Origin of the sequence: Streptomyces sp. NPDC085932, assembly GCF_044540525.1 — a bacterium.
In the GTDB taxonomy this organism is placed as follows: domain Bacteria; phylum Actinomycetota; class Actinomycetes; order Streptomycetales; family Streptomycetaceae; genus Streptomyces; species Streptomyces levis.
The window spans coordinates 1,775,810-1,788,384 of sequence record NZ_JBITSJ010000001.1; the positions used below are offsets into that span (position 1 = coordinate 1,775,810).

The window sequence follows — 12,575 nt, forward strand, 5'->3', positions numbered from 1 at the left end:
TCTACTGCTCCTGCTGCCACTTCTCGGTCCAGTACGCGTCCCACCCCGCGAGCAGCTGCTTCGGCGTCGTCTTGCCGAGGATCAGCTTCTGCACGTCGGCGTCCGCCTTCTGCTGCCACTCGGCCCACCAGCTCACGCCGCGCGGCTGGGTGACGACCAGGTACTTGTCCGGCTGCTCCGTCATGGTGACGTAGCTCGACCAGGGACCCGTCTTGTAGAAGGGGTCGCTGACCGCGGACTTCAGGATGGGCACCAGGCTGTTCTTCTTCGTGAACGACGTCGACGCCTCGCCCTGGGAGAGGAACTCGACCAGCTTCACGGCCTCGGCCTTGTGGGCGCTGCCCTCGGCGACACCCCAGCCCGCGGTGGCCAGCGGCTGTACGGTCTTGCCGCCGGGTCCTGCCACCAGCGGGGCGGTGGCCCACTGGTCCTTGGAGATCGACTTCGACTCCGAGACGGTGGCGATCACCTCGGGGTCCTGGAGCAGGAAGGCCGTGGAGCCGTTGGAGAAGGCCTCCACCATCTCCGGATAACCCCAGGAGACGGACGACTTCGGGGACGCCTGCTCGAAGAGCTTGAGGTAGGTCTCGATCGCGTCCTCGGCCTCGGGGGCGGAGAAGATCGTGCGGCCGGTCTTCAGCTTGAAGCCGTTGGCCGGGTCGACCTGGTCGGCGAGGTAGGCCTCGATGGCGGCGGTGGCGTTGCTGTTGGAGTTGGCGCCGCCACGGAAGGCGTAGCCGTAACGGCGCTCGCCCGGGTCGTGGACGGCGGACGCCTGCTCCAGCAGCTCCTGCCAGGTGGCCGGCGGCTTGTCGAAGCCCGCCTTCTCGATCAGGTCGGTGCGGTAGAAGAGGCTCAGGCCGTAGAAGCCGTACGGGACGAAGTACGTGCGGCCCTCGGCGTCCCTGGAGGCGTTGACGGCGTTCTCCGTCATTGCCTGCCAGCCCTTCCAGCCGTCCAGGTCCTTCTTCATGTCGTACAGCCAGCCGTTGTTCGACCAGGGTCCGACGGTGATGTCCCGGACCTCCAGGACGTCCACCCCGCTGCCGGACTGGAGCATCTGCTGGAGCTTCTGGTCGGCCTGCTCGGTGGGCGGCGAGACCAGGTTGACCTTGATCTTGGGGTTCCGCTGCTCGAAGTCGGCTATGAGGTCCTTGAGCAGATCGGTGCGGGTCGGGTTCGTCAGGCTCTCGACCATGTTGAGGGTGACCGTTCCGCTCGCCTCGGGGCTCATGGTGGAGCAGCCGGTGAGGAGGGTCGCGGCGGCGGTGCCGAGCGCGAGGACTGCCGTCCTTCTTCTCATTGTGCTGACCTCTTTCCGATGTTCTCTCGTGCCCACGTGCCGAGGACGGGGACACAGTCCTCGGCGAAGTACTCGTAGTCGGCGGCGATGTTGTAGACGTGGGCGGACAGGCGCAGGTAGCCGATGCCGTCGAAGCTGGTGAAAGCGGCTTCCACGCCCAGTTCCCGGGCCACCCGGTCCCGCAGGGCGTCGGCCTCGATCCGGTCGGCGGCCAGTCCGTCCGGCAGACGCACCAGGCGCATGCCGGGTACGGGCATGCCGACGTCCGCCGAGGGGTCCACGCCGGTCGCCTCGGCGAGCGCGGCGCCGATGACCCGGGCGCCGTAGCCGGCCAGGTCGTTCATGTAGCGGCGGGCGACCGGCCAGCCCCAGGTGCGCTCGACGAAGTCGAGGGACGCCGGTGCGGCCAGATGGGCCGTGGCGTCGACGGTGCCCTGCTGGTCGAACCGGTCCGGGAAGGGATCGGCCGCGGCCCAGGAGTCGATCAGGGGGTGCAGGCGTTCGCGCAGCGGACCGCGGGCGATCAGCGCCGCGGTGCCGCGCGGGGCGCATCCCCACTTGTGCAGGTTGCCGGTCCAGAAGTCGTACGTGGCGCCGGCGAGCGGTGCTGCGAGCAGACCGGGCGCGTGGGCGCCGTCGACGAGGACGGGGATGCCGCGCCGGCCGGCCTCCGCCCCGATGCGTTCCACCGGCAGCCGGCGCGCGGTCGCCGAGGTGATCTGGTCGACGACGACGAGCTCGGTGGCGTCGCCGAGTTCGGCGACGACCGCCTCGTACGCCCGGTCCTCGTCCGCGTCCAGCGGCACCCGTGCGGTGCGGACCCGGCCGCCGCAGCGGCGGGCCAGCCGCTCGGCGCCCATCGTCACGGCACCGTAGCCGTGGTCGGTGACGAGGATCTCCCCGCCGGGCCGCAGGGTGAGGGCGGCGAAGACGACACTCGCGCCGGCGCTGGCGTTCGGCACGAGGGCGAGATCGCCGGCGTCCACCCGCAGGAAGTCGGCGATCTCGACCCGGGTGGCGGCGAGGCGCTGGGGGAGTGCCGGGAACCACACGACCGGTGAGCGTTCCATCTCGCGGCGCAGCAGTTCCTGCCGTTCCTGGGCGACGAGCGGAACGGCCCCGAAGGAGCCGTGGTTCAGGTGTTTGAGGACAGGGTCCAGCGACCAGGCCCGGTCGGCGGGCCTGCCGTCCGCCAGCAGCAGGGGGCGCGGTGCGGTGGTCACCTCGGTCTCGCTCACAGGACTCCACATCTGGGCAGGGCGGTCCTGCGGAGGCTCACGCTCCGCCGGACACATCTGATGACTGGGCATCCTGCCCACCTTCTGCGGCGGAAACAAGGGTCGTACAGTGAAAGTCATCAGATGACTTTGCCGGGAAACCGACCCGACACATCCGATGACCCGCAGGGTCTCGCTACAGTGCTCCGAGGGGCGCGGCCGGATCGTGGCCCGTTCAGGGGAGGAAGAAGGGGACGGATGTCCGCAGTCGAGAAGGCCTTCCACGGCCTGCGGCACATGATCGGCACGGGACGCCTCGGCCCCGGCGAGCGCATCCCGCCCGAGGGCGAGCTCTGCGAGGAACTGGGCGTCTCGCGGGGGTCGCTGCGCGAGGCGGTACGGATGCTCGCCGCCCTGGGCGTCATCGAGCCGCGCCACGGCTCGGGCACGTACGTCTCCCAGCTGCGGCCCCAGGACGTGATCGGCAGCCTCTCCCTGACGCTCGAACTCCTGCCCCTGTCAGGCCTGTTGGAGGTCTACGAGATCCGGAGGGTGCTGGAGGCGCACGTCGCGGCCCAGGCGGCGGCCCGTTGCACTCCGGAGACGGTGGACACGCTCTTCGCCCTGATCGAGGACATGGAGGCCACGACCGATCCCGCGAAGGCGTCGGAACTGGACCACCGCTTCCACGCGGAGATCGCCCGCGTGGGCGGCAACCCCACGCTGGCCACCCTCCTGGCGGTCTTCCGCGCCCGCTCGCGCAAGTACCAGGTCTTCACCCTGCCCGAGGGCCCCGAACTGCGCAGGAAGAGCGACGACGACCACCGCGTCCTGGCCACCGCCATCGCCGACCACGACCCGGTCGCGGCGGCCGGAGCGGCCCAGGCGCACGTCGCGCAGACGGAACGGTGGCTGCGGGCGTTCATGCCGCCGGTGGAGGAGGTGGGCGGCGCGGACTGAGCCGACGGCGGGATCGCCCGACCCGTCGTGGGCCCTCGCGCCGTGCTGCCCGCCCGGGTCCGTCCGGGAGCGGTGGGGCGCCGGCCCGGAACCCGTCCCGCCGGCCCCGGGGCCGCTCCGGACGTCCGGGCGCCCGGCGCCCGTGCGGCATCGAGGGTCTCCGCGCCGGGCACGACCGTGCGCCGAAGCTCCACTTGCCCGCGCCCCATGGGGCGGACGCTGTGGTCCGCCCGCGGTCCGCACCGGTCGGCCCACGACGTCCCGGCCAGGTCCCGCGCCTCGATCGCGGGTGGACGTACGGCGGGCCGTGCCGTCAAGGCGCCGGCGGCCGCATCCCCTCCATGCCGGCCACCATGCACTCCAGGCCGTCGTGAAAGCGCCGCCCGGTGCTGCTGTCGGCGCTGCGCTTGACGTAGTCGGCCAGGGAGGACGGGTGGTTGTCCAGGGCCGAGTCGAGGTACGGGCCGAGACGCAGGGCCCAGTTCTCCTCGGACTCGGCGCTCTGCCGGGTCGTGCGCTGCCAGGCCGCCTCCGACAGGGCGGCGCCCACCGTGTAGTAGTAGATCGCCGACAGGGCTGAGTCCAGCTGGGACGGCGTGAAGTCGGCATCCTCGAGAATCGCGATGATGGCGCTGGTGTGCGCCAGGGCGCGCGGGCCCACCGGCGGGTGGCTGCCCATCAGCTCGATCATCCACGAGTGCTGGAGCAGCACCTCGAACAGGCCGGTGGCACCGGCCTTGATGTCCGCGCGCCAGTCGCCTGCCGCGGACCGGGCCGGCGGGTCGGGGAAGACGGCGTCGACGGCCAGCTCCAGAAGGTCGTCCTTGGTTGGTACGTGCCAGTAGAGGGACATGGGGGCCGAGCCGAGGGACTCGGCGAGCTGACGCATGCGCAGGTTGCGTACGCCCCCTTCGTCCAGTAGCCGTACCGCACCGCGCACGATCTGCTCGCGGTTCAGCGGCTGTTTCGCCGGCCGCTGACGCATGTCGCGCAACCAGATCGACCCCGGTCGGCCCTTGGCCGTGTTCCGGCCGGAATTCGCTTCTCGTCCAGAAGTCTCAGTCACGGTTCCATGTTAGCGCGCGCCCGTACAACGTACGATAGCTGGTATGCCGTACGACAACGCTGCGGAACCAAGACTCGAGGAGGAGACTCATGGAACCCGTGCATGACAGGCCCACCGGCGACGGTGGGGGCGGGGTCGCCGGTCCCGGTGCCCGGAACCGGTGGGCGGTCCTGGCCGTTCTGTCGCTCAGCCTCCTGGTCGTCGCCCTGGACCTGACCGTGCTGAACGTCGCCCTGCCCACGCTCAGTACCGAACTCGACACCTCCTCGGTGCAGTTACTGTGGATCGTCGACGTCTACTCGCTGGTCGTCGCGGGACTGCTCATCAGCGCGGGCACGCTCGGTGACCGGCTCGGGCGCAAACGCTTCCTGTGCCTGGGCTTCGTCGTCTTCGGCGCGTCATCGGCGATGGCCGCGTGGGCGACCGGCCCCGGGATGCTGATCGCGGCCCGCGCGCTGCTCGGCGTCGGCGCGGCCATCATCATGCCCTCGACGCTGTCGATCATCAGGAACGTCTTCACCGACCGCAAGGAACGCACGGTGGCCCTCGCGGTGTGGGCCACGATGTCCGCCGCCGGCGCGGCCGTCGGACCCGTCGTCGGCGGTGTCATGATCGAGCACTTCTGGTGGGGCTCGGTCTTCCTCATCAACGTGCCGATCATGGTGTTCGCCCTGATCGCCGCGCTGGCCCTGGTGCCGGAGTCCCGTCACCCCAACCCCCCGCGCTGGGACACCGTCGGTGCCCTGCTGTCCGTGGCCGGACTGATCCTGCTGGTGTACGCCATCCAGCACGGCGGCGCCGAGGGCCTGGAGACGCAGACCGTCGTCACGGGTGTGCTGGGCCTGCTGATGCTCGGCGGCCTGGTGGTGCGGGTGCTCAGGGTGCCCGACCCGCTGATCGACCCGGGCCTGTTCCGCAACCGGGCCTTCTCGGTGGCGGTCGTCTCGGTGGTGCTGGCGATGTTCGGCATGGGCGGACTGATGCTGCTCCTCACCCAGCACTGGCAGTTCATCGGCGGAGCCTCGCCCATGGAATCCGGCCTGCGGCTGCTCCCCCTGCTGCTGGCCACCATGATCGGGGCACCCGCGATGTCCGCCATCGTGCCGAGGTACGGCACCCGGTACGCCATGATGATCGGCCTGGGGCTCATCGGGGCCGCCTTCTTCGTCCTGGTGAACGTACGTCCCGACACCGACTACTGGGTCTTCGCCGTCGCGCTGGCCGGGATCGGCGCCGGGGCGGGCTGCGCCATGACGGCCGCGTCCGACGCCATCATGTCCACGGCCGACGCGGACAGCGCGGGGGGCGCCGCCGGGATCGAGGAGACCAGTTACGAACTGGGCAACGGGCTGAGCGTGGCCATCATGGGCAGCATCGCCTCCGCCCTGTTCCGCCGGGAGATGGACACCTCGGTACCCGGAGTGGACGAGCGGGTGATGGACGCCGCCCGGGAAGGGCTGCCCAACGCCATCGCCGCGGCGAGTGCCCTGCCGGGAGAGGCGGGCGCGGAACTCAAGCGCCGGGCCGACGAAGCGTTCGCGGATGCCTTCGGTGTCACCTCGCTGGCCACGGGCATCCTGCTGGTCGTCGTCGCCGTGGCGGTGGCCGTGCTCATCCCCCGTGGCGCGGGGCGCCAGGCGCGGGACGACGGCGACGGGTCCGGCTCGCCGGAGGCGGTGGACCTGGCGAAGCCCTGACCGAGCGGCTGCCCCCGGGGCCGCGACGGCCCGGCGGACCGGCCCCGGGTGACGGGGCCCGTCCCGCCGGGCCACCGTGCCACGCGCCCCCGGGGGCGTCGCCGCGGGCGGGACGAGGAAGCCGGGGCCCGTGTCGGGTCCCGGCTTCTCGGCTCGTTCGCCCCGGTCCGCGCGCGCCGCGCCGGCACCGGGCGGGCGCACGGCCCGTCAGGCGGCCCGGACGCGCTGCTCGACCAGGGCCACGATCCGGTCGAGCCGCTCCAGCTCGACCACTTCGTCGTCGGTGATGTCGATGCCGAAGTCCTTCTCCAGGGCGAGGGAGAACTCCACCGCCGCCAGGGAATCGAGGCCCAGGTCCTCCAGGCTGGCCTCGGGGGCGATCTGGTCCTCCGGGACCCGAAAGCTGTTCGTCAGCAGGGACTTGACCTTCTCGTACACCGTTCCTCCCGGGAAACGCCGTGTCGGTGGGACGTGCGGGGCAGTGCGCCGGCGCGGGCCGGCGTGTCCTCACGCGTCGTAGGTGTGCACCGCGAAGGGCGTGACCTCCGGCCACGTCAGGGTCGCCGCGCCCCAGGCGAGTCCGCCGCCGAAGGCGGCGAGCAGGACCCGGTGGTGCGGACGCAGCTCACCCGCCGAGGCGGCGTCGGCGAGCAGCAGGGGCAGGGACGCGGCCGAGGTGTTGCCGACGCGCTCGATATTGGACAGCACCCGCTCGCGCGAGATGCCGAGTTCGTCGGCGACGGCCTCACTGATGCGTGCGTTGGCCTGGTGGGTGGCCAGCCGGTCGACGTCGCCGACCTGCCAGCCGGAGCGCCGCAGGACGTCGAGGGACGCCTGGGCCATGCGCTCCTTCGCGTGCCGGTACACCTTGCGCCCCTGCATGCGCAGGTAGTACTCGTCCGGGCCGGGCGCCGAGCCGGCCTTGCGCTGCCGCGCGCCGCCCGCCGGAATCTCGATCAGGTCACTGAAGGCGCCGTCGCTGCCGAGCCGTACCGGCCCCACGGCGCCCGGCTCGTCGCGCTCCCCGGCCCGCAGCACCACGGCACCGGCGGCGTCGCCGAAGATGACCGCCGTGGTCCGGTCGTCGGGGTCGACGATGCTGGAGAAGGTCTCGGCGCCGATGACCAGCACATGGTCGGCGAAGCCGGCCGCGATCGCCCCGACCGCCGTCGACAGGGCGTACAGAAAACCGGCGCAGACGGCGGCGACGTCGTGAGCGGCCACCGGTCCGAGTCCGAGGGCCGTCGCGACCTCGGGAGCCGTGGCCGGGCAGAGACGGTCGGGGGTGGCCGTCGCGAGCACCACCGCGTCCACGTCGTCGCGCCCGGCCGACTTCAGGGCCAGCCGGCCCGCCTCGACCGCGAGTTCGCGCGTGGCGGTGCCCGGTGGGACGGTGTGCCGCTGGGCGATGCCGGTACGGCTGCGGATCCACTCGTCACTGGTGTCCAGACGGGCCTGCAGGTCGGCGTTGGTGACCGTGCCGGGCGGCACCCACCCGGCGACGCCGGTCAGAACCGCCGTGCGGGAGCCGGCGCCCGTGTGCGCCGGCGTGCTGCTGTCCATGGCCTTCCCCCTCACGCCTTGCCCAGCAGGATCGCGCTGCTGATCATGCCGACGGTGTAGTTGAAGGACAGCGCGTGGTCGACGCGCTGCGGCCGGGCCGTGGTGCCCGGCACCGGGTCGAAGGCGCACTCGTCGGCCGGGTCGACGCAGCCGGCGGTCGGGCACACCGTGTCGCGCTGGATCATCAGAGAGGTCGCCGCCACACCGAGGTTGCCGAGCGGACCGCCGTTGTGCCCGAAACATGCCTCCTGCACGGTGACGGGCAGCCGGGCGGCCCGGTCCCCGAACAGCGAGTGCACGATGTTCGACTCCGTCTCGTGGAAGACGCGGTCGCCCTCGGCGCCACCGTTGACGTAGTCGATCTGGTCCGGCTCGACGAGGCCCGCCATGGCGTCACGTGACGCCTGGACCATGCCGGTGCCCGCCCGGTCGATGGCGAAGGCGCTGTGCTGGGGACTGCGCCGGGTGCGCTGCGACATCAGCCGGGCGTAGGGCCGGGCGCCGCGCGTCTCGGCGTGCGCGCGGCTCTCCAGGACCAGTGTGATCGAGCCGCTGCCCATGTTCGAACCCGGCGAGTTCTTGTCGTACGGGCGCATCTGGCTCCGCATCGCCAGGGCCGCGTCCTCCATCGCGTCGACCGTGCCGTCCTCGTCCGCGCTGAGTTCCGCGTACCGGTCCAGCAGGTCCGCGTAGTGCAGCAGGAAGTCCCGGCCGAACACGTCCGCGCCGGTGACCACGGCGACGTCCACCTCGCCGCCCGTGATGAGGCGGTGCGCCATCCCGAGCGCCACGGCCGAGGACGTACAGCCGTTGGAGATCGTGAAGCTGGGCCCGGTCCCGCCGATCACCGACACCTGGACGTTGGTGACGTCCATGGGGATACCGGTGAGTGCGAGCCGGGTGCCCAGGGCGTTGATCTCGTCCTTGGTGGCGGTGGCGCGGTCGGCGTTCAGGATGTCGCTGTACTGCGACGACCAGCAGTCGCCGCCGTCCCGCGCGGTCAGCACCCCCGCCTGGGCCAGATCCCCCGCACGCCAGTCGAGACCGGCGTCCGTGCACGCCTCCGCGAACGAGACCAGGCCGTGCAACTGGACGGGGGAGTACAGCGCGAGCGCCTTTCGGGGCAGCTCCGGAAAACGCTCCTTCACATCCGTGGCGTCGGTTCTCGCCTGCCCGAAGTAAATGCCGTCCTGCTCCACGTGGCAGGCGCCCGTGGAAATGATGTCCCAGAACTCGGCGGACGTCGCACACAGCCCTTCCGGACCGGGCAGGGAGAATCCCATCCCGGATATCAGCGTGTCGCGCCCGGGGTCCTTTTCCTGGTCGGTCATACGACTCCCTGCGTTGCTTGGGATGTTGACACTAAAGCCGTCCGCCGCCGCCGTTAACAGGCCTCCGGTACCCGAAATCCCAAGCCGTCCGGTATCCGTGGTACTTCCTCTTCAGGGGTACCTCCGGTACCGGCGGGAAAATGTGCCCGGTACCGGTGGAACGATGTCGAATAGTTGAGCGCCGGATACGTTTTCGGCATGGCTGCACTGGCTGAATCCACCGCAGGGCAGAACCGTGGGGGCCCGGTACTCGTCACCGGTATCGGTGTGATGCTCCCCGGTGCAACCCACGTCAACGAATTCTGGCAGGACGTACGTGACGGCCGTTCACGTCTGGGCCCGCTGACGCGGTGCGCTCCGGGACCGACCGGCGTCCGGGCAGCGGGCGAACTGCGGGACTTCGACCACCGGAAGTTCCTGCCGGACCTGAACGAGAAATTCGCCGGCCGGTACACACGAGAGGCCCTGGCCGCCATGTCGGCCGTGGAGGAGGCCCGCCGTGACGCGGGGCTCGGACAGGGCGAGATCGACCCGCACCGGCTGTCCCTCATCGCGTCGTCCTCGCGCGGCCCCCTCGAATGGGTGAGCAACGTGCTCACGGACGGTGCGCACCCCGAAGCGGCCGAGGCGAGCGCCGCCCGACGGGCAGCGGCCAGAAAGCGGCACTTCGCCGACAGCGGCGCGATGCTCCGCGGCATGCCGGGCGCCCCGGCCACCCTGGCGGCCATCCACGGGGACGTGCGCGGACTCGTCACCACCCTCAGCAGCGCCTGCGTCGGCGGACACCACGCCCTCGGCTTCGCCGCCGACCTGATCCGCTCGGGCGGCGCCGACGCCGCGCTCGTGCTGGGGTACGAGTTCCCGCTCACGCCCTTGGTCTTCGAGTCCTTCACGGCCATGGGCGACGGCGTGCTGTCGACCGAGTCGGCCGACCCCCGCCGCGCCGTCCGGCCCTACACCCGCGACCGCGAGGGCTTCGTCTTCGGCGAGGGTGCGATCGCACTGTGCCTCGAACGCGAGGACCACGCCCGTGCCCGCGGCGTCGACGGCTACGCGCGTGTGCTGTCCCACCGGGCGCGGAACGAGGCCACCCATCCGTTCGGCATGGACATGAGCGGCAAGGTGACGGCGTCGGTGGTCGCGGAGGCCCTCGACGACGCGGGCCGCGCCCCCGCGGACGTCGGCTGGTTCTGCGGGCACGGCACGGCCACCCCGAAGAACGACGTGGCCGAGAGCCGGATGCTGGGCGCGCTCTACGCGGACCGCCCACGCTCGGCCTGGCCGCCCCTGACGTCCCTCAAGCCCGTTCACGGACACCTTCTCGGTGCCACGGCCCTGGTCAACGCGGCGGCAACCGCCCTGGCCCTGCAGCACCAGACCCTGTGCGCGACCGCCAACTACGCGGACTCGGTGCCGGATCCGGAGTGCGACCACGACCACGTCGGCGAGGGGGCTCGCCCCGGTGAGCTGGACCTCGCGGTGTCCCTCGCCTTCGCCATCGGCAGCCAGACCTCGGTGCTCGTGCTGGGCGCCGCCTGACCGGTGGTCCGCCCCCCGGCGGACCGACCCTGCGAAGGAGACCATGACCACGCACAGCGGACCCGCACGGCACCCCGCCGTCGTCCCCGACGTCGACGCCCTGGTGTCCCGGTACGTCACCCCCGGCACACACCTGCACCTGGCCATGACGATGGCGCGGCCGAACGCCATGGTCTACGCGCTCGCCCGGCAGTTCGCGGGCCGGGGCGCGTTCACCGTCAGCACGTCGGCGACGCACACGGCGATGCACGCCCTGACCATGTCGGGCGCGGTCGACCACCTGATCACCTGCTTCCTGGGCGACACCTACCCCACACCGCGCCCCAACCCGCTCTATCGCGACCTGGCCCGCGGTGAGCCCTTCACCTGCGAACTGTGGTCGCTGCTGAGCTTCACCCAACGGCTGACGGCCGGCGCGACGGGCCTGCCGTACGGCGTCACCGCCTCGCTGGTCGGCAGTGATCTGGAGCGCGGACTGGCCGCGGGCGGACGCGGCCCCCTGCCCGGCGGGGACGGCGGCACGGCGGACGGCACCCCGAAGTTCGTGCGGATGGCGGACCCGCACGGCACCGACCGGACCTTCGGCCTCGTGGAACCGCTGCGACCGGACCTGACGCTGCTGCACGGAGCGTGCGCGGACCGCCGTGGCAACATCGTGCTCGTGCCGCCCGCCGGCGAGGGCGCCTGGGCGGCCTACGCCGCCCGGCGGGGAGTCCTCGCGTCCGTGGAGCGCATCGTGCCCGACGCGTTCGTCGACGCCCACCCGGAGCGGGTCGTGATCCCCGGTCAGCGCGTCGTCGCGCTGTGCGAGGCACCGCTGGGCGCCCACCCGCAGTCCCTGCGGGGCCTCAGCACCGGCGAAGCCACCCAGGACATCACGGGCTACCGCGACGACTACGCCTTCCTCACCGAGCTCGTGGAGAGCCTCGCGACCGAGGACGGCGCCAAGGAGTGGTACCGCGAGTGGGTCGAGGAACCCGGCAGCCACGCCGCCTACCTCCGCAAGCTGGGACCGGCCCGTCGCGCCGAACTCACCCTCGACGCCCGGCCCCTCAGCCCCCGGGCACCCGTCACCCCGCCCCGCGACCCCGCGCCGCCGTTCACCGCCCGACCACCGCGGGCCGCGGCCACCCCCCGCCCGCGACCGGAGCCCCGCACGCCCGTGAGCCGGCAGGAACGCACCGTCATCCTCGGCGCGCGGGCCATCGTCCAGCGCGTCACCGAGGACGGCTACGACACCCTGCTCGCGGGCATCGGCGTGTCCCACCTGGCCGCCTGGCTGGCCGCCGCGCGCCTGCGCGAGCAGGGCGTGCGCGTCCCCGTCTGTGCCGAACTCGGCTTCTACGGCATGGATCCCGAGCCCGGCGACGTCTTCCTCTTCAGCCAGTTGCACGCCACGCGCTCCCAGCAGCTGGCGGGCATCACCGAGATCCTCGGCGGCATGGTGGCGGGCAACCGGCGCTGCCTCGGCGTCCTCGCGGCCGGCGAGGTCGACAGCCGCGGCGACATCAACACGAGCCTGCTGGCCGACGGCCGCTGGCTGACCGGTTCCGGCGGCGCCAACGACATCGCCACCAGCACCGACTGCCTGGTGCTGTCCACCGCGTCCCCGCGCAAGTTCGTCGAGCGCGTCGCCTACGTCACCAGCCCGGGCGCCCGAGTGCGCGAGGTCGTCAGCCACTTCGGGCGGTTCCGCCGGGACGGCGGCGCCGGCAGCCCGTTCCGGCTCGCCACCTGGCTCCCGCCCGGCTACGACGGCCCGGCCACTCCCCAGGAGGCGGTGGCGCAGCTGACCCGCTGGCCCGCCCCGACGTCCGGCTGTGTGCCCGAGCCGGAGGTGACGCAGGCGGAGGTCGCCTGGCTGCGCAGTCTCGACCCGCAGGGTTTCTACAGGTGAGG

The 12,575-nt window shown here is 72.1% G+C and carries 10 protein-coding genes; 4 read left to right on the forward strand and 6 right to left on the reverse strand.

What is annotated here, in order from left to right:
• Position 1 precedes the first annotated feature (1 nt).
• Positions 2–1,303: an extracellular solute-binding protein gene (locus ACIGAQ_RS07640; protein WP_399779894.1), complete on the reverse strand. Its 1,302-nt coding sequence runs from the start codon at positions 1,301–1,303 to the stop codon at positions 2–4.
• Entirely contained in the window at positions 1,300–2,541 is a 1,242-nt protein-coding gene (locus ACIGAQ_RS07645; protein WP_399779898.1) for an aminotransferase class V-fold PLP-dependent enzyme, read from the reverse strand. The genes ACIGAQ_RS07640 and ACIGAQ_RS07645 overlap by 4 nt, the downstream gene beginning before the upstream one ends.
• Before the next feature lie 237 nt (positions 2,542–2,778).
• Here ACIGAQ_RS07645 and ACIGAQ_RS07650 point away from each other — a divergent pair, with 237 nt between their 5' ends.
• Positions 2,779–3,480, forward strand: a complete 702-nt coding sequence (locus tag ACIGAQ_RS07650) for a FadR/GntR family transcriptional regulator (RefSeq protein ID WP_399779901.1) — start codon at positions 2,779–2,781, stop codon at positions 3,478–3,480.
• Between the two features lie 313 nt (positions 3,481–3,793).
• Here the strand turns inward: ACIGAQ_RS07650 and ACIGAQ_RS07655 are convergent, their stop codons facing one another.
• Positions 3,794–4,546 (reverse strand): TetR/AcrR family transcriptional regulator, encoded by a 753-nt coding sequence (locus ACIGAQ_RS07655; protein WP_399779904.1) that lies wholly within the window; start codon positions 4,544–4,546, stop codon positions 3,794–3,796.
• An 89-nt stretch (positions 4,547–4,635) separates the two neighbouring features.
• On the opposite strand from ACIGAQ_RS07655, the gene ACIGAQ_RS07660 reads away from it, so the two are divergent.
• Positions 4,636–6,243 (forward strand): MFS transporter, encoded by a 1,608-nt coding sequence (locus tag ACIGAQ_RS07660; RefSeq protein ID WP_399779907.1) that lies wholly within the window; start codon positions 4,636–4,638, stop codon positions 6,241–6,243.
• Between the two features lie 207 nt (positions 6,244–6,450).
• Here ACIGAQ_RS07660 and ACIGAQ_RS07665 read toward each other — a convergent pair whose 3' ends face one another.
• The 3 genes from ACIGAQ_RS07665 to ACIGAQ_RS07675 all read right to left on the reverse strand — a co-directional run bounded on the left by ACIGAQ_RS07665 (position 6,451) and on the right by ACIGAQ_RS07675 (position 9,137).
• Complete coding sequence (locus tag ACIGAQ_RS07665) at positions 6,451–6,681, reverse strand: phosphopantetheine-binding protein (RefSeq protein WP_311687920.1); 231 nt, start codon at positions 6,679–6,681, stop codon at positions 6,451–6,453.
• Positions 6,682–6,750: 69 nt separating this feature from the next.
• The gene (locus tag ACIGAQ_RS07670) at positions 6,751–7,806 is read right to left on the reverse strand and encodes a beta-ketoacyl-ACP synthase III (RefSeq protein WP_399779910.1); all 1,056 of its coding nucleotides are present in this window, start codon (positions 7,804–7,806) and stop codon (positions 6,751–6,753) included.
• Between the two features lie 11 nt (positions 7,807–7,817).
• The gene (locus tag ACIGAQ_RS07675) at positions 7,818–9,137 is read right to left on the reverse strand and encodes a beta-ketoacyl synthase N-terminal-like domain-containing protein (RefSeq protein WP_362286065.1); all 1,320 of its coding nucleotides are present in this window, start codon (positions 9,135–9,137) and stop codon (positions 7,818–7,820) included.
• Positions 9,138–9,335: 198 nt separating this feature from the next.
• Between ACIGAQ_RS07675 and ACIGAQ_RS07680 the strand changes: the two genes are divergently transcribed.
• Positions 9,336–10,676 (forward strand): beta-ketoacyl-[acyl-carrier-protein] synthase family protein, encoded by a 1,341-nt coding sequence (locus ACIGAQ_RS07680; protein ID WP_311687917.1) that lies wholly within the window; start codon positions 9,336–9,338, stop codon positions 10,674–10,676.
• A 43-nt stretch (positions 10,677–10,719) separates the two neighbouring features.
• A complete protein-coding gene (locus ACIGAQ_RS07685; protein WP_399779915.1) occupies positions 10,720–12,573 on the forward strand; it encodes a CoA-transferase in 1,854 nt (617 codons plus the stop codon).
• Positions 12,574–12,575: the final 2 nt, after the last annotated feature.

Excerpts from the sequence above, each read along its gene's own strand:
- ACIGAQ_RS07650 (WP_399779901.1), top strand. The coding sequence starts at position 2,779 with ATGTCCGCAGTCGAGAAGGCCTTCCACGGCCTGCGGCACATGATCGGC.
- ACIGAQ_RS07675 (WP_362286065.1), bottom strand. The coding sequence starts at position 9,137 with ATGACCGACCAGGAAAAGGACCCCGGGCGCGACACGCTGATATCCGGG.
- ACIGAQ_RS07660 (WP_399779907.1), top strand. The coding sequence starts at position 4,636 with ATGGAACCCGTGCATGACAGGCCCACCGGCGACGGTGGGGGCGGGGTC.
- ACIGAQ_RS07680 (WP_311687917.1), top strand. The coding sequence starts at position 9,336 with ATGGCTGCACTGGCTGAATCCACCGCAGGGCAGAACCGTGGGGGCCCG.
- ACIGAQ_RS07685 (WP_399779915.1), top strand. The coding sequence starts at position 10,720 with ATGACCACGCACAGCGGACCCGCACGGCACCCCGCCGTCGTCCCCGAC.
- ACIGAQ_RS07640 (WP_399779894.1), bottom strand. The coding sequence starts at position 1,303 with ATGAGAAGAAGGACGGCAGTCCTCGCGCTCGGCACCGCCGCCGCGACC.
- ACIGAQ_RS07670 (WP_399779910.1), bottom strand. The coding sequence starts at position 7,806 with ATGGACAGCAGCACGCCGGCGCACACGGGCGCCGGCTCCCGCACGGCG.